General features: G+C 70.9%; 15 protein-coding genes. 8 read left to right on the top strand and 7 right to left on the bottom strand.

Annotated features, from left to right (window positions below; all coding sequences use genetic code 11):
• Nucleotides 1-182: 182 nt before the first annotated feature.
• Nucleotides 183-626: a GNAT family N-acetyltransferase gene (locus tag E6W39_RS28720; protein WP_220140270.1), complete on the top strand. Its 444-nt coding sequence runs from the start codon at nt 183-185 to the stop codon at nt 624-626.
• Between the two features lie 52 nt (nt 627-678).
• Here the strand turns inward: E6W39_RS28720 and E6W39_RS28715 are convergent, their stop codons facing one another.
• Both E6W39_RS28715 and E6W39_RS28710 read right to left on the bottom strand, forming a co-directional pair.
• The gene (locus E6W39_RS28715) at nt 679-993 is read right to left on the bottom strand and encodes a DUF6086 family protein (RefSeq protein ID WP_141635964.1); all 315 of its coding nucleotides are present in this window, start codon (nt 991-993) and stop codon (nt 679-681) included.
• A gap of 219 nt (nt 994-1,212) precedes the next feature.
• Nucleotides 1,213-2,535 (bottom strand): serine hydrolase domain-containing protein, encoded by a 1,323-nt coding sequence (locus E6W39_RS28710; RefSeq protein ID WP_228718394.1) that lies wholly within the window; start codon nt 2,533-2,535, stop codon nt 1,213-1,215.
• 17 nt (nt 2,536-2,552) lie between these two features.
• Here E6W39_RS28710 and E6W39_RS28705 point away from each other — a divergent pair, with 17 nt between their 5' ends.
• The 4 genes from E6W39_RS28705 (at nt 2,553) to E6W39_RS28690 (ending at nt 7,641) form a co-directional block, all read left to right on the top strand.
• Nucleotides 2,553-3,680: a sensor histidine kinase gene (locus E6W39_RS28705; RefSeq protein ID WP_220140269.1), complete on the top strand. Its 1,128-nt coding sequence runs from the start codon at nt 2,553-2,555 to the stop codon at nt 3,678-3,680.
• Nucleotides 3,681-3,693: 13 nt separating this feature from the next.
• Nucleotides 3,694-4,338, top strand: coding sequence for a LuxR C-terminal-related transcriptional regulator (locus E6W39_RS28700; protein WP_141635963.1), 645 nt, complete (start codon nt 3,694-3,696; stop codon nt 4,336-4,338).
• Nucleotides 4,339-4,446: 108 nt separating this feature from the next.
• Nucleotides 4,447-4,863 (top strand): hypothetical protein, encoded by a 417-nt coding sequence (locus E6W39_RS28695; protein WP_141635962.1) that lies wholly within the window; start codon nt 4,447-4,449, stop codon nt 4,861-4,863.
• Between the two features lie 6 nt (nt 4,864-4,869).
• Nucleotides 4,870-7,641 carry a tetratricopeptide repeat protein gene (locus tag E6W39_RS28690; protein WP_141635961.1) on the top strand — a complete coding sequence of 924 codons (2,772 nt, stop codon included), beginning with the start codon at nt 4,870-4,872 and terminating at the stop codon, nt 7,639-7,641.
• Here E6W39_RS28690 and E6W39_RS28685 read toward each other — a convergent pair.
• Entirely contained in the window at nt 7,611-8,162 is a 552-nt protein-coding gene (locus tag E6W39_RS28685) for a hypothetical protein (protein WP_141635960.1), read from the bottom strand. The two genes, E6W39_RS28690 and E6W39_RS28685, sit on opposite strands and share 31 nt — an antisense overlap.
• Nucleotides 8,163-8,254: 92 nt before the next feature.
• On the opposite strand from E6W39_RS28685, the gene E6W39_RS28680 reads away from it, so the two are divergent.
• On the top strand, nt 8,255-8,986 hold the full coding sequence (locus tag E6W39_RS28680) for a maleylpyruvate isomerase family mycothiol-dependent enzyme (protein ID WP_141635959.1): 732 nt from the start codon (nt 8,255-8,257) through the stop codon (nt 8,984-8,986).
• Here the strand turns inward: E6W39_RS28680 and E6W39_RS28675 are convergent.
• Nucleotides 8,919-9,455 (bottom strand): GNAT family N-acetyltransferase, encoded by a 537-nt coding sequence (locus tag E6W39_RS28675; RefSeq protein ID WP_141635958.1) that lies wholly within the window; start codon nt 9,453-9,455, stop codon nt 8,919-8,921. The two genes, E6W39_RS28680 and E6W39_RS28675, sit on opposite strands and share 68 nt — an antisense overlap.
• Before the next feature lie 23 nt (nt 9,456-9,478).
• Nucleotides 9,479-10,012, bottom strand: a complete 534-nt coding sequence (locus E6W39_RS28670) for a hypothetical protein (RefSeq protein WP_141635957.1) — start codon at nt 10,010-10,012, stop codon at nt 9,479-9,481.
• 136 nt (nt 10,013-10,148) lie between these two features.
• Here E6W39_RS28670 and E6W39_RS28665 point away from each other — a divergent pair, with 136 nt between their 5' ends.
• The gene (locus E6W39_RS28665; RefSeq protein ID WP_228718393.1) at nt 10,149-11,300 is read left to right on the top strand and encodes an MATE family efflux transporter; all 1,152 of its coding nucleotides are present in this window, start codon (nt 10,149-10,151) and stop codon (nt 11,298-11,300) included.
• Nucleotides 11,301-11,485: 185 nt separating this feature from the next.
• Here the strand turns inward: E6W39_RS28665 and E6W39_RS28660 are convergent, their stop codons facing one another.
• The gene (locus E6W39_RS28660; protein ID WP_141635956.1) at nt 11,486-12,535 is read right to left on the bottom strand and encodes an asparaginase; all 1,050 of its coding nucleotides are present in this window, start codon (nt 12,533-12,535) and stop codon (nt 11,486-11,488) included.
• A gap of 246 nt (nt 12,536-12,781) precedes the next feature.
• Nucleotides 12,782-13,774, bottom strand: a complete 993-nt coding sequence (locus E6W39_RS28655) for a helix-turn-helix transcriptional regulator (protein ID WP_141635955.1) — start codon at nt 13,772-13,774, stop codon at nt 12,782-12,784.
• On the opposite strand from E6W39_RS28655, the gene E6W39_RS28650 reads away from it, so the two are divergent.
• Complete coding sequence (locus E6W39_RS28650; RefSeq protein WP_141638002.1) at nt 13,773-15,374, top strand: MFS transporter; 1,602 nt, start codon at nt 13,773-13,775, stop codon at nt 15,372-15,374. The genes E6W39_RS28655 and E6W39_RS28650 overlap by 2 nt on opposite strands.
• Nucleotides 15,375-15,377: the final 3 nt, after the last annotated feature.

Genomic DNA, 15,377 nt, shown 5'->3' with positions numbered 1-15,377 from the left:
CTGGCGATCACCTTAGATGAGATTCTCATGAACATGCCAGGGTTACTTTGCCGGTGACGGGATCCCGCCAAAGTGGGGCTGGGGACTGGCGCTTGGGGTGGGCCGGAGGGGGTCCCATTGCAACTGCCGTGCCAGGGGGCCGGTTGGCAGGCCGCTCCTGCGGGCGCGATAGCCTGCAGCGCGTGATCATCTTCCGCGAGGCCGGGCCACAGGACTTGAACGACGTGATGCGCCTCTACGGGCAACTCCACCCGAACGACCCTGAGTTGACGGACGAGGTGGCCGCGACGACCTATGCGCGGATCCTGGAGTCACCGGGCCTGCACCTGTTCGTACTTGAGCGGGACGGGGCAGTCGTCGCCACCACGTACCTGAACCTGATCCCGAACCTCACCCGGTCCGCCGCGCCGTACGCGGTCATCGAGAACGTCGTCGTCGACGCGACCCTGCGGGGCACCGGCCTGGGCAAGCAGATCATGGCGGAGACGTTGCAGGCGGCATGGGACGCGGGCTGCTACAAGGCGATGCTGATGACCGGCTCGCGCACCCCCGCGACGCACGCCTTCTACCGGGCCTGCGGGTTCTCACCCGACGCCAAGACGGCGTACCTCGCCCGCCCGTCCTGACCGGCGGCGCCTGCGGATCGTCGCCTGAGGACAGAATCAAGCGGCGGGCGCGCTATCGCACCATCGATTGAGCGTGCTCTTGGCGGAGTTGGGCCCAGGCGGCGGTCTGCTCAGCGTCACCGGTGGGGAGTTGACCGCCGGCCCGCTCCACGAGCACCGATCCCGTCGCAGCGACACTGACGATCAGCGACCGCAGGATCGGGTGGTTGGACTGGCCGTGCCGGCGGACCAGCTCCGCCACGAACGCCTCGAACAGGGGCAGTTCGAGCTCGCACTCGTCCGAGATGATCTCCCCGACGCCCGAGGCCAGCCCGAGCACCGAGGCCACTGCTTCGGCCTCGGCGATGAACAACCGTGCGAAGTGCATCGACATCTCCTACACCACCGTCTCGCCAACCTGGCCCTACTCGATCGAGATCGACAGCCGCTGGCCGGACTGCCGCTGCCGGCGCTGCCGCCGCCGCAAACCGGCCAAGAGGAACTGACAGGACTGGGTGGCGGCCCCATCCCTTCCCCGGTGGCTCGTTGAGTGGGCTACGGGGAAGGGGGGCATCAGGGTTGATGTCGGACGACCATTCCTTGGGTCTCAGCGCCTCTGATGCTCGGCGTTCGGGTTCGCACACAGGGCGTCGTCGACCAGCTTGCTCTCGGCCTGTTCCACGCGCTGGACGTCGTCCGCGGTAACGGCGAGGACCCCCGACAGCGAGACCGTGACGCTGCGGCGGCCGTCGGCGGTGACGCCGGCGGCGCTGATCCAGCCGGAATCGCCGCCCTCGTGACCCCAGTACACCCCGCCGCAGGACAGCGGGCGTGAGAAGAGTCCCAGCCCGTCGCGGGCGCCCGGCAGAAGTTGCTCGAAGTCCTCGTTGACCGGGGTGGTCTGTTTCATCTGCGCCAGCTGCGCTGGTGGCAGGAGCCGGCCGCCGAGCAGGGCGCGGAAGAACCGGTCGAGATCGGCGGTGGTGGAGACGAGCCCGGCCTCTCCGTTGGTGCCCTGGCCGACCTGTTCGGTGACGTCCACGAGCGGCTCGCCGGCCTTGAACCTCTGGTAGGTCTCGGCATGCGGTTGGGGCAGCACGGGTGAACTACCCGGCCAGAAGGTGTGATCGAGGCCGAGCGGCCGGACGATCCGATCCCTCACCTCCTCGTGCCAGGGGTGCCCGGTGACCCGATCGATGATCATGCCGAGCAGGACGTAACCCGTGTTGTCGTAGCTCCAGTCCTTGCCGGGCTGGAAGTCCGGGCGGTGGCTCATCGCCCGGACGACGGTCTGCTCGGGTGTGTAGGTGTCGTACCGGTGCTGGTAGAAGTCCTCCGCCGAGGTGTAGTCCGGGTAGTCGTCGTGGATGCCGCTGGTGTGCTGCAGCAGTTGGCGAACGGTGATCGCGCGACCGTCATTGCCGTTTCCGGACACCACGCCGGGCAGCCATCGCTCGACCGGGTCGTCCAAGGAGAGCCTGCGGTCGCCTGCGAGTTGCAGGATCACGGTGGCCACGAACGTCTTGGTGATACTGGCCATCCGGAAGTAGCCATCCCGTGAAACTGCCTGACGATTCGTCAGATCGGCAACGCCACTGGTGGCGGTCACGTTCAGCCCGCCAGAGGTGACCAGGCGAGCCTGCACTCCCGTCACGCCGACTGCGGTGATCGCATTGGCGTCACGCTGCAACTGGGTTCCGTCATTGTGCTGTTGGGCGGCCATCGCGCCGGGCACACAGGTGGAAAGGATTCCGGTCACGATGGCGACCAGCGCCAGGTTCCGTCGGAGGGGCCGGCCGCGCCGCCGTGGTGAACGAATCGGTGAGCTCTTCATGGGCGTTGACACTAGGTCTGGCTGAGGTGAGCAGACGGTACCCCTGGCCAGTGGGAAAAAGGGGTAGTGGGCTGTAGTGCCGGGCTCGGTCGCCATGGCTCAGACTTGTGCGAATGAACAACCAAGGGACCAGTCGGTTTTCGGCGATGTGGCGGGGTCTGGGCTATCTCCTGGGGAGCCTGCTCACCGGTGCGGTCGCCATGCTCGCGCTGCCCGTGCTCATCGTCCCGGCGGTGGCCCGCGTCTGGGCGTCCTGGCATCGTCGCCGCGCCGACCGGCTACTGCGTTCTCCGCGTTCAGGCCCCGTCCGTGCCGGTGCGTGGCGTGTTCTCGGGTGGCTGTGCGCATGGATCGTGAGCAGTCTGGCGTTCGGGCTCGTCGCGGTGCTGTGCGCGGGCAACGCGGTGGCCACGGCCATCACGGTGCCCCTGTGGTGGGCGTTGCCCGCCGGCACCCGCGCGGGCGGCTTCGCCGCCGGTGTCCCACTCTCCGGGTGGGACACGGCGTTGACCCTGGGGACCGCACAGTTCGTCATCCTCGCCGCTCTGACCTACTGGCTGGTTCCACCGCTGGCCCGCCTACACGCCCGGATCTGTGTTGCGTTGCTGTCCCCGTCGGCCGCCGAGAGGTTGGCGCAGCGCGTGGAGACGCTGACCGAGACACGGGCCGGCGCCATGAACGCGCACGGCGCGGAACTCCGCCGGATCGAACGTGACTTGCACGACGGCACCCAGGCCCGGCTGGTGGCCATCGCGATGCGGCTGGGCGTGGCCCGTGAACTACTGAGCGAGGATCCCCAGATGGTGGCCGGACTCTTGGCGGAAGCACACGAGAATACCGAGGAGGCGATGGCGGAGCTTCGTGCGGTACTACGGACGATCTACCCGCCGATCCTCGCCGATCGCGGCCTCGCCGGAGCCTTGGCCGCGCTGGGCACCCGATCGGCGATCGACACCGCCCTCGATGTCGGTGACCTCGGCACGATCCCAGCCGCGGTCGAGGCCGTGGCCTACTTCACGATCGCCGAGGCGCTCACCAATGCGGCCAAGCACAGCCAGGCCCCCGGGCCACCGTCCGCGTCGCACGCCGCGGTGACCAGCTGTCGATCGAGGTCAGTGACGACGGGGTCGGCGGCGCCGACGAGACGCTGGGTACCGGGATCGCCGGAATCCGCCACCGTGTCTTGGCACTCGACGGCACCGTCCACGTCCACAGCCCCAGCGGCGGCCCGACCACGATGACTGTGAGCCTGACGTGCGGGTCGTGATCGCCGAGGACAACGTCCTGCTGTCCAATGGACTGGAACTCCTGCTGACCGCCAAGGGCTTTCACGTCGCCGCGATCACCCAGGACGCCCCCGGCTTCGTCGCCGCCGTCACCGAACACCGGCCGGACGTCACCATCGTCGACGTACGGCTACCGCCGACCTTCCGCGACGAGGGCATCCACGCCGCCATCCAGGCCCGCCGTCGGCACCCCGGTCTGCCCGTGCTCGTCCTCTCCCAGTACGTCGAGCAGCAGTACGCCGGCGAGCTGATCTCCGATGGACGCGGCGGCGTCGGCTACCTCCTCAAGGACCGGGTGAGCCGGGTGAGCGAGTTCACCGACGCACTGCGGCGGGTCGCTGCCGGCGGAACCGTCATGGACCCCGAGGTGATCGGGCAGCTCCTCACCCGTCCCGCCCACGACCCGATTGCCGCCCTCACGCCACGCGAACGCGAAGTTCTCGCCCTGATGGCCGAGGGAAAGGACAACGCCACGATCGCGGCCAGGCTCGTCATCACCGACAACGCCGTCCACAAGCACATCGGCAACATCTTCGCCAAACTCGGCCTCTCGCCGACCGACAGCGGCCACCGCCGCGTCCTCGCAGTCCTCACCTATCTCAGCCGCCACTGACCAAGGGGAGCCGGCTGACACGAGGGCCGCCCGCCACGCGCGTTACGTCGTCACACCCCGGGCTTGGCCGTACTCTTGCCGCAGGTACGAACCCAGGGAGGGCACGGCATGGATCCGGTATCGGTGGGGCTGCTGGTCGCGTTGGCGGGGGGCGCCGGCGGGGAGATGGGCAAGTCGGCGTGGTCGGGGCTGTCCGCGCTGGTCCGCAAGCCGTTCCACAGGGGCGGCAACTCGGCCGACGACCAGTTCAGTTCGGGCGAGAACGAGCTGGCTTTGCTGAACCAGGCACCCGACGACACGGCACGGGCCCAGGCCCTGAGCACGGCGCTGGCGGTCCGTTCGGCTCTCGACAGCGAGTTCCGCGCCGAGCTCAACGCATGGCACGCCGAGGCCCAGCAGGTACCGCTGATTCAAATCCGGGACGTTCACAACACGGTCAGCGGCGGCAACAACGACTTTGTCATCCAGGCCGGCAACATCCAGGGCAATGTCTCGAAAACCACTCTTGCGCCGCCGACCAACTAATCGGCCGTGACCCCGCACTCCGTCCACAACGAGATCACCGGCGGCGTCTTCTTCGCCCCGGTGATCCAGGGCCAGGTGGTCAACCTCCAGCTGCCGCCCACCATCGCGCCCGCGCTCTCCGGACTGCCGCCCGCCACCGGCTCGTTCACCGGCCGCGACCGCGAGATCGGGGCCATCCTCCAAGCACTGGCTCCGGACCAACCACCGGTGCTCGTGTCGGCGCTATCCGGGCTGGCCGGGATCGGCAAGACCGAGCTGGCCGTTCAGGCCGCCGTCCGGGCGGTGCGCGAGGAGGGGTGGTTCCCGGGCGGAGTCCTCTTCGTCGACCTCTTCGGCTACGACCCCGACCGCCGCCTTACCCCCGAGCGCGCCCTGGACGGCCTGCTCCGCGCCCTGGGCATACCGGCCGAGCACATCCCGCCCGGCCTCCAGGACCGCGCCCGCCTCTACCGCAGCGCCCTCGATGCCCTGGCCACCGCCGGCCGCCGCATCCTCCTCGTCCTCGACAACGCCGCCAGCGCTGCCCAGGTCGAGCCGCTGCTGCCCACCGACGGCCGCACCGCCGCCCTCGTCACCTCCCGCCACACCCTGGACATCGGCGCCCGCCTCCACGACCTGGACACCCTCACCCCGGATGCCGCCGTCGACCTGCTGGCCCGCGCGATCCACGAGGCGCGCGGCGCCGACGACACCCGCATCGCCGCCGACCCCGAGGCCGCCGCCACCATCGCCGAACTGTGCGCCGGGCTCCCCCTCGCCCTGCGGATCGCCGCCGCCCTGCTGGCCGACCATCCGACCCGCCCGGTCGCCTCCCTCGCCCAGGCGCTGGCCACCGCGCACACCCGCCTGGACCGGCTGCGCCGCGAGGACCGCGCGGTGCGGGCCGCGTTCGACCTCTCCTACCAGCAACTGGCGCACGCGCAGGCGCGGTTGTTCCGACTGCTCCCGCTCAACCCCGGGCCGGACGTCGGCACCGAGGCCGCTGCCGAACTGCTGGGCGAGGATCCGTACGAGTCCGAGTCGCTGCTCCAGGACCTGGCCCGGGCGCACCTGATCGAGCCGGGGCAGGCCTGGGGGCGGTGGCGGCTGCACGACCTGGTGCGGCTGTATGCGGACCGGCTCGGTGGCGAGCGTGGGGAGGAGGACGGGCGCAAGGACGCCCAAGAGCGGCTGTGCCAGTACTACTTGCTCGGTACCGATGCGGCCAGCGCGTATCTGGTCGAGCTCGATTCGGAGGGCGCCCCGCGATTCCCCGACCGCTCCAGCGCCCTGGCCTGGTTGGACGGTGAGTACGCCAACGTGGTCGCGCTCGCCCTCGCAATCGCCGCTTCGCCGCAGGACGGTGTCGGCAGAGTGGTCGACCTTGCCGCCGGCCTCATGCCCTTCTGCAACCTCCGCCGTCGCTACGACGACGACATCCGGATGTTCACTGCCGCTCTGCAGGTCTGCCAGTCCAGTGGTGACCTACAACAGGAGCGTGAGGTACTGAGCGGCCTGGCCATAGTCCTGTCCGCGGCATACCGCTTCGATGAGGCCCTGGCCATGCACACCCGCGCCCTCGCCATCTGCCACCGACTCGGTGACGATCGCCGGGCAACGGCCGAGTTGGGCAGGCTCAGTTCGGTCCTGATCGGCTTGAACCGGTACGAGGAGGCCGCGGATGCCAGCAGGGCGGCTGCCACGACGTTCCAGGAGTCGGGCGATGTGCTTGGCGAGGCCACGGCACTGACCAGTCTTGGGATGGCGCTGTACCAAGCTCAGCGTCTGGAGGAGGCAGTCGCCGCCAATGCGTCGGCTGTCGACTGCTACCGGGCGTTGGGCATGCGAGTCATGGAGGCCGTCGCCGCGACCAACACCGGCCTGGCCTTGCAGGGGCTGGGTCGCTTCCATGAAGCCCATCAGGTGCTTTCCCAAGCCATCGCCGTCTTCCGGGAATTCGGAGACCGCGCTCAGGAGGGCGATGCCCTGACCAAGTTGGGCATGACGCTGGCCGAACTGGGCCGGTTCGAGGAGGCCGTCGACGCGTTTGCCGAGAGCCTGGCCATCTCCAGGGAGTTCGGAGACCGTCACCTGGAGGTCGGTGACCTGGCCAACCTCGGTCTAGCACTTGGCTCGGCTGAGCGCTTCACCGAAGCAGTCGACACCCTTGGTGAAGCCACCGCACTCGCCCGTGACCTCGACGACGCCCATGCCGAGGCCGACGTGTGCGACAAGCTCGGCTCGGTGCTGCGCGGCGGTGGGCATTTCGAGGAGGCCGCGGAAGCACACCGCCAGGCCGTCCTCCTGTTCGAAGATCTGTACGCCCCCTACTCCGCCACCTCTGCGCGTTGCCACCTCGGCCTGGCGTTGCTGGCCCTGGACCGCGCAACCGAGGCCGTCGACGCGTTCCAGGGCGCTGTGGTCGGCTACCGCGACCTGACTGCCCCGCACGACGAAGGCTGTGCGTTCCACAGCCTCGGCCTCGCCCTGCTGCTGGCCGGCCGCCCTACCGAAGCGGCCGAGGCCCAGACCCGCGCGATCGCCCTCTTCCAGGGCACCAGCGACCGCCTGCAGGAGGCTCGCGCTTGGCACGCGCTGGGCCACGTGCAGTGCTATCTGAGCAAGTTCACCGAAGCGCAGGACTCCCACGCCCGCGCCCTGGCCCTCTTCACCGAACTCGCCGACCACGAAGCCGCCGCCGGCGCCCGCCTCGGCGCGGCCATCGCGCACAACGAGCACTGGCTGCGGTCCGACCCCCCGCAGCTGCCCTACTCCTCCAACGTGAACAGCCAGGCCTGACGCTCGTCCCCGAGCCGAAGCGGACGCAACGACATGCGCGGCGGGTAGACCAGCAACAGGCCCAGGTCCAGCGCCAGTTCGGCGCCGTCGACCAAGCCGCCGGGCGCCACCACATGGTAGGTATCCGGCTCAGCACCGGCCCGCAGTTCCCAGCCGACCGGGTGCGGGCGGCCGGCGATCAGCTTGTTGACGTGCGGGGCACCCTCGTAGCCGAGGTAGGTTCCCTCGCCGACATTGCGCAGGAAGACCGTGCCGTCCGGGACCGTGCCGTCCGGGACGGACAGCAGCTCCCACTCCTGCTGCCCGGGCTCACCCGCAGCCCGCAGGAGGACGGCCGGGCCGTCCCAGCGCTCCAGGGTGAGGAGCCGCTCACGTGGTTTGGCGATGGTGTACACGGGGCCCGTGCGGCGGGTAGGCACGGCGGCCGCCCGACCGGTGCCCGCTGCGAGGAAGGCGGCACTGCCGGCGGCCGAGGCCGCTGCCACCCCAATCGCCTGACGTCGACTCGACTGATCGGTCATGCCGGGACCCTTTGACCAGGTACGCCCCAACCATCCCCACTATCCCGGGAATTCCCCCGGTCGAGTGAACACCCCTCGGTTACAGTTCACGCGTGCACGAGACGATCAAGGGCCTCGCCGCCTCCGCCGCCCGCCTCACCGCCGCCGTCGACCGGCTCACCGACGCCGAGGTGCGGGAGCCCACCGCGCTGCCGGGGTGGACCAGGGCACACGCCATCGCCCACATCGCACGCAGCATCGACGCGTACCTGTGGCTGCTGGCATTGGCGCGCACCGGGGTTGAGCCGGGCCCTCGGCAGACCGGGGCGCAGATCGGGCAGGCCGTGGAGGAGTGGGCCGCGCGGCCGGCCGCCGAGCTGGCGGCGGATCTGGCGGACCGGGTGGCGGTACTGCTGGCGGCTGCCGAGGCGATGCCCGAGGAGCGCTGGGAGTACCTGGTGAGCGCGCTGGCCGGGTGGCGGCACCCCGCCTGGTACACGCTGCTCCGGGCCCGGCGCGAGATCGAGACGCACCATGTGGACCTGGCCGTCGGCTACCGCCCGGCCGACTGGCCCGCCGACTACGTGGCCTGGGCGCTGGACGAGACGCTGACCGCCCTGCACGCCCGGGAGTTTCCACTCGGCCGCGTCAGCGCAGCTGATCTGGGCCGCAGTTGGGAGGGCTCCGGCGACGGTGTGACGGTGCACGGGGACGGCCACGCGCTGCTCGCCTGGCTCGCGGGCCGGGAGTCCGCCGACGCCCTCACTACCGGTGCCCTCACTGCCGACGGACCGCTTCCCGAGCCGCCGAGCTGGCCGCTTCCGCCGACCCCCGGCTGGAACTGACCAACTCAAGCTCCCCCACGACCTCTTCGCCGCTCATCTCCCCCGTCTTGCGGAAGCCCAGGCCCAGGTAGAAGCCCTCGGGGCCGTCGTCGCCGGGGTGCCAGGTGACGACGAGCTTGCTGCCACCGCGCCTGCGGATCTCAGCGGCAACGGCCTCGACGGCGAACCGCCCGTAGCCACGGCCCTGTTGGTCGCCGGCGATGTTGAGGCGCCACAGGCCGGATCGGATGTCGCGACCGGTGCCGTCGCCGGCGAAGTCGATGTCCAGGAAGGCCATCAGGAAGCCGACGGGCCGGCCGTCGTCCACGATCAGCCGGGGCCAGGCGACTCCGGCGGGGTGCACATAGGCCTCGGCCAAGGACTTCACCACGGGGTCGACCAGGTGCTGCTGGTCGGGGCGGACCGCGATGGCGCAGGCGGCGTCCAGATTGGCGGGGGTGAGCTCGTGCAGCTCCGGGTTGATCATCATGCCCGCCAGCCTAGGTATGCAGGTCAATCCGTTTTCGGGCAGTCGTGCGGCTGGCCCCAGAGGCCCGCCTTGCACAGCAGCCAGTCGTCCAGCACCGGTTCGTCATAGGCCTCCCGGTCGACGAGCACGAAGTCCACCCGCACGTCCTCGCTGAGTTCGACCTGCAGCGTGCGCTGGTCGTGCAGGTTGGGGTAGGTCAGGACCGTCCATTTCACGTCCGCGTCGGCCAGGGCCGCCGTCACCTGGGACTCGGTGATCCGGGAGTCGACGGTGCGCAGCTCCCCCACTCCAGGGCCGGGTAGTTCAAGTTCCCCGTGCCAGACCGGAATGCTGATCGACTTGAGCCGGCGGCACGCGCAGAAGATCAGCTGCAGGCTGCCGTAGCTGTACCAGCGCGGCCACCGGTCCTCATGGAACACCCGCCCCCAGGCCCTCGGTGGACCGTAGCGCTCGGCCAACTCTCCTAGCAGAGCACCGTATTGAAGTGTGCCGAGTTGCCCGGTCGCCGCGAGGGCGGCCAGCTCGGCGGCGAACGGCGGGACGGGCGAGTCGCTCATGGGCCCACTCTACGAGAGGCCGGGCATACCTCTACTAGAGACACTCGATTAGAGATAAGGTTCGATGGGTCGCCAGGAGAGGCGCTGCCAGTAGAGGTGCCGTCAGAAGAGGTGCCGCCAGAGGAGGAGTGTGCTCATGCCACCATTGCCGTCGCCCCGCCAGACCCGCCGCGCCCTGCTGACGCTCGGCCTGCCGGTCTACGGGGAGTTGCTCTCCGGCGTCATCGCCGGCGTCATCGACACCGCCTGGCTGGCCCGCCTGGGCGCTTCGGCCGTGGGCGCCGCCGCCGTGGCCACCACCACGGAGAACGTCCTGCTCGGCGTCATCCTGATGGCCAACGTCGGCACCACCGTGCTGCTCGCCGAGGCGCAGGCGCGCGGTCGACACGACGCCCCGCCCCTGATCGCACGGGCGGCCGCCATCCTCTGGCTGGCGCTCACGCCGCTCGTCGCGGTCGCAGGCTTTCTGCTGCGCCACCAGCTGGCGGGACTACTCGTCGGGGCCGAGGCCGAAACCGCCCGACTCACCGGGGAGTTCTACGCCATCGCGTTTCCCGGCATCGCGGTCTTCTTCGCCCAGAACGTGGTGGACGGCATCTTCAAGGGAATGGGCGACACCCGGACTCCGATGCGGACCGCACTGCTCGCCAACGGGTGCGTCCTGGTGCTCGATCCGCTGCTCATCTACGGCGCCCATCTCGGGGTCCGGGGTGCCGCGTTGGCCCTGGTGCTCGGGCGGGCGATCGCGCTGGTCCGCAGCCTGACGCGCCTGCCGCTACGGCCGAAGCCTTCCCCCGTGCGGGAGTTGGTCCCGGTGATGCGTCGGCTGCTGGCGGTCGGGCTGCCGGCATCGGGGGACTTCGTGGTGCGGATGGGCATCGCCATGAGCCTGGTCGGCATCGTCGCCCGGTTCGGCGAGGGCCAGCTGGCGGCCTACGGGATCGGGACCAAGGTGATCCTCTTCATCACCATGGCCTGCTATGCCGTTCGCCAGGCGGCCAGCATCCTCACCGCCCGCCATTGCGAAGCCCATGACGCGGAAACAGCACGGAACCTGATCGCTCGTCAGGCTGTGCTGGTGGCGATGTCCGTCGCCGCCGCCGGTGGGCTGGCGCTCGCCCTGGGCGGGCGCTGGGTGCTGGCCGGATTCACCGACGCACCAGGCGTGTTGAGCGCGGGCACGGTACTGCTGCGCTACCTGGTGCCGTATCTGGTGCTGCTGGCGGGGTGGTGGCACTCGGCGGGGTGTTCCTGGGCGGCGGGCGCAGCCGGGCGGTGTTCGGGGTGACGCTGCTCGGCGCCGGGCTCCAACTGCCGCTCGCCTACGGGCTGAGCGCGGTGCCCGCCCTCGGGGTGCGGGGCGTCTGGCTGTCGATGAGCCTGGGCACCGGCGCTCAGTTGCTGCTGCTGTCCGGACTGTTCGGGCTCACCCGGCTGACCCGGCTGACCGGGCCGGCCGGGTGGTCCCGCCGGTCAGGCCGCGTCGGGCAGCTCCGCAGCGACGGCCTCCCCGTCGGGCAGAGCCACAGCGGCGGCCTGCCCGTCGGGCTGCCCGAGGAGCGCGCGCAGCACCTCGGTTCGGCGCTCGCCGGCCGTCTCGGCCAGCAGCGCCGCGAGCACGGCGATCCGGGCCTGGCCGGCGCGCAGCGTCCCGGTGGGGACCGCTCCGGCGGCGACCAGGTCGACCGCGCCGCCGTGGGTGTAGATCTCGGTGACCGCACCGGCTGAGACCCGGGTGGTCAGGGCGACCAGCACCCCCTGGGCGCGGGCGGCGGCCACCGCGTCCACGAACTCCGGGGTGGCGTTGCCGGCGCCGGTGGCGACCAGCACCACGCCCTGCGCACCGGCGTCGATCGCGGCGTTGAACAGCACCGGGTCGCCGTCGCTGTGGTGCACCACCACGTCGACCCGGGGAGCGACGGCCGGCTGGACGGGCAGCGGGAGCGGGGCCGACCGCTCGGGGGTCTGCAGCACGCAGACCCGGCCGAAGCCGACGTCCCCGACCCGGTTGCCGGACGGGTCGGCGAATGCGTCGGCGGCCACGGTCTGGGTCTTCACGGTGCCGCGCGCGGCGTGCACCTTGCCGTCGAAGACGATCAGCACGCCGAGGTCGCGCACGGTGGCGGCGGTGACCAGGGCGTCGTGCAGGTTGCCGGGGCCGTCGCCGTCGGCGGCGTCCATCGGCAGCTGGGCGCCGGTGAAGACGACCGGGCGCGGGTCGTGGTGGTGGAGGTCGACCAGGAAGGCGGTCTCCTCCAGGGTGTCGGTGCCATGGGTGACCACGATGCCGTCCACCGCCGGGTCGGCGAGCACCTGGTGCACGGTCTCCAGCAGGGTGAGCTGGTGGACGGTGGTGAGGCGCGGGCTGTTCACGCTGAACAGGTCCACCACCTCGACCTCGATGCCGGTGGGCACGGCGGCGGTGGCCATCACCTCGTCGCCGCGGGCGTCGGCGGCGAAGCCGGTCCCCTGCCAGCGGCTGGCGATGGTTCCGCCGGTGCTGATGACGACGATCCGCCCCATGGCTCGTCACCCCATTCGATGGTCGTACGTGTAGACGGTCGCAATGGTAGGGAAGCGAGCGCGCAAGGCGATCGCTAGTTTCAGCGCGAGGCGGCCCGATCGTGGTGGAAACCAGCGCCTGGTGGCGGTTAGGCGCTGGTTTCTTGCGCTCATGATCCGAGCGGTCCAGCTCAGCACAGGTCAGAGCGGGTTCGGAGCGGGTTCGGAGCGGGTTCGGAGCGAGCTCGGAGCGGGCTCAGAGTGGGCTCAGGGCCGGGCGAGCTGCTGCAGCCGAGCTTCCGAGTCCTCGTCGCTGGGGGTGTAGACGGTCACCCGGGCGCCCTGGCGCGGTCCCAGCCACATGGAGGTGTAGTTCATCCGCAGCGAGCCCACCACCGGGTGCACGAAGCCCTTGATGCCGCCCGCCACCTGGGCCGCGACGTCATACCGCGCCCAGGCCTCCTCGAACTCCGGCGAGGCCTGGCGCAGCCGGTTCAGCAGCGCCTTCCAGGCCGGATCGCCCACGTGCTCGGCCAGCCCCGTGCGCAGCCGGGCGACCACGGTCCGGCTGGCGGCCTCCGGGTCGAGGTAGCGGGCGCGGTACCCGGGGTCGGTGAAGAGCAGCCAGATCAGGTTGCGCTGCTCGAACGGCAGATCATCCAGCTCACCCAGCAGCTTCACGTACATGTCGTTGTACGCCAGCACGTCGTACCGGGCGTTCAGCACGCAGGCGGGCAGCGGGGCGAGCTGGTCCAGCACCCGCTGCACCACGGGGGTGACGATCGGGCAGTCCTTGCTCGGCACCGGATCGGCCGCGCCGGCCAGCGTGTAGAGGTGGGCCCGCTCGTTGGGGTCCAGCAGCAGCGCCCGGGAGACGGCGGCCAGCACCTGGCCCGACACCTGGATGTCCCGGCCCTGCTCCAGCCACGTGTACCAGGTGACGCCCACCGAGGCGAGCTGCGCCACCTCCTCGCGGCGCAGCCCCGGCGTGCGCCGGCGGCCGGTGGACGGCAGGCCGACCTGCTCCGGGGTGATGCGCTCCCGGCGGCTGCGCAGGAACGCGGCCAGCTCCTGGCGGCGCAGCTCGGGGCTGGCGGTGTGCGCGGGCGACGCGGGACGCTCGATCGGCGCGGACGGCGCGAGGGCGTCGGCGGACGGCGCGAGGGCGTCGGCGGACGGCGCGAGGGCGTCCGCGTGCGGCGCGAGGGCGTCGGACAGCGGTCGACTGGCCGTGTCGGCAGGGGTGTTGACGGTGGACATGCCCCTAGGATGCGCCCCTGGCACACCGAACGCGACCCTGGTGCCGGGTAGTTCTGGTACCAGGATAACGAGACTCTGGTACCAGGCTATTGCGGACGGGATCGTAGTCGTCGTGACCAAGCAACTGGAACAGCAACTGGACCGCCCGCAAGCCCTCACCGGCCGCCTCCCCCTCCCGACCGCCCCCGCCCCGGCAGCCGTCCCCGCCTCCGCCGAGCACCGCTCCCTCTCGGCCCTCGGCCTGATCACCGTCCTGCTCGGCGCCTTCCTGCCGATGCTCGACTTCTTCATCGTCAACGTCGCGCTGCCCACCATCGACCACGACCTGGCCGCCGGCCCGGCCGTGCTGGAACTGGTCGCCGCCGGCTACGGCATCGCCTTCGCCGTCCTGCTGGTACTCGGCGGACGGCTCGGCGACAGCCTCGGCCGCCGCAAGCTGTTCATCGCCGGCGCGGCCCTGTTCGCCCTCACCTCGTTGGCCTGCGGCCTGGCCCCCACCGCCTGGACCCTGGTCGGCGCCCGGGTCGCCCAGGGCGCCGCGGCCGCGCTGCTGATCCCGCAGGTGCTCGCCACCATCACCGCCTCCACCAGCGGCCCGCACCGGGCCCGTGCGCTGAGCATCTACGGTGCGGCCGGAGGCATCGCCGTGGTGATCGGCCAGGTGCTCGGCGGCATGCTGGTGCAGGCCGACCTGTTCGGCAGCAGCTGGCGCGCGGTCTTCCTGCTCAACGTGCCGTTCGCGCTGGCCGCCGGCGTGCTGGCGCTGCGCGCCGTGCCCGAGAGCCGCTCCGACGCGCCCAGCCGCGTCGACCTGCCCGGCACCCTGCTGCTCTGCGCCGCGCTGCTCAGCCTGTTCGTGCCGCTGATGGAGGGCCGCGCGGTCGGCTGGCCGCTGTGGACCTGGGTCTCGCTGGGCCTCTTCCCGTTCATCGCTTGGGCGTTCATCACCGTCGAGCGCCGCTCGGAGGCCGCCGGTCAGACGCCGCTGGTGCCGCTGACGCTGCTGCGGATCCCCGAAATGCGCCGCGGACTGGGCATCGCGCTCCCCTACTTCGGCAACTTCGGCGCCTTCATGTTCATCCTGGCGATCACCCTGCAGCAGGGCCTGCACCTGAGCCCCGTCGACTCCGGCTGGGCCCTGGTCCCGCTCGCCGTCGGCTACTTCTCCACCTCGCTGGCCGGCCCGCGCCTGATCGGCCGGTTCGGCAGCCGGGTGATAACGGCGGGCTCGCTGATCATGCCGGTCGGTCTGATCGTGCTGATGGTGACGGTCCTGGCCGACTTCAAGCACCTGGGCATCTTCTCGCTGCTGCCCGCCATGTTCCTGATCGGCAGCGGCAACGGCCTGGTCGGCACCCCGCTGTTCCGGGTCGTGCTGTCCACCGTCCCGCTGGAGCGGGCGGGCGTCGGCAGCGGTGTCCTCGCCACCACGCAGCAGTCCAGCCTCGCCCTGGGCGTGGCGACCCTGGGCACCCTGTTCCTCTCCCTGGTGCCCACGATGGGGATGGCGCACGCACTGGCCCTGGTGCTGGTGATCGAGCTGGCCGGCGCCGCCGTGGTCACCTTCCTGTCGACCCGCCTGCCGCGGTCCATGGGGTGAGCC

This window comes from Kitasatospora acidiphila (genome assembly GCF_006636205.1).
Lineage (GTDB): Bacteria > Actinomycetota > Actinomycetes > Streptomycetales > Streptomycetaceae > Kitasatospora > Kitasatospora acidiphila.
Note: the sequence above shows the minus strand (reverse complement) of the source record. Positions and strands in the feature narration are given on the sequence as shown.

Bases quoted from the DNA above. Each gene is read 5' to 3' on its own strand.
- E6W39_RS28665 (WP_228718393.1), top strand. From the start codon at position 10,149: ATGCCACCATTGCCGTCGCCCCGCCAGACCCGCCGCGCCCTGCTGACG.
- E6W39_RS28710 (WP_228718394.1), bottom strand. From the start codon at position 2,535: ATGGCGACCGAGCCCGGCACTACAGCCCACTACCCCTTTTTCCCACTG.
- E6W39_RS28675 (WP_141635958.1), bottom strand. From the start codon at position 9,455: ATGATGATCAACCCGGAGCTGCACGAGCTCACCCCCGCCAATCTGGAC.
- E6W39_RS28655 (WP_141635955.1), bottom strand. From the start codon at position 13,774: ATGTCCACCGTCAACACCCCTGCCGACACGGCCAGTCGACCGCTGTCC.
- E6W39_RS28685 (WP_141635960.1), bottom strand. From the start codon at position 8,162: ATGACCGATCAGTCGAGTCGACGTCAGGCGATTGGGGTGGCAGCGGCC.
- E6W39_RS28695 (WP_141635962.1), top strand. From the start codon at position 4,447: ATGGATCCGGTATCGGTGGGGCTGCTGGTCGCGTTGGCGGGGGGCGCC.
- E6W39_RS28670 (WP_141635957.1), bottom strand. From the start codon at position 10,012: ATGAGCGACTCGCCCGTCCCGCCGTTCGCCGCCGAGCTGGCCGCCCTC.
- E6W39_RS28715 (WP_141635964.1), bottom strand. From the start codon at position 993: ATGCACTTCGCACGGTTGTTCATCGCCGAGGCCGAAGCAGTGGCCTCG.
- E6W39_RS28650 (WP_141638002.1), top strand. From the start codon at position 13,773: ATGCCCCTAGGATGCGCCCCTGGCACACCGAACGCGACCCTGGTGCCG.
- E6W39_RS28705 (WP_220140269.1), top strand. From the start codon at position 2,553: ATGAACAACCAAGGGACCAGTCGGTTTTCGGCGATGTGGCGGGGTCTG.
- E6W39_RS28660 (WP_141635956.1), bottom strand. From the start codon at position 12,535: ATGGGGCGGATCGTCGTCATCAGCACCGGCGGAACCATCGCCAGCCGC.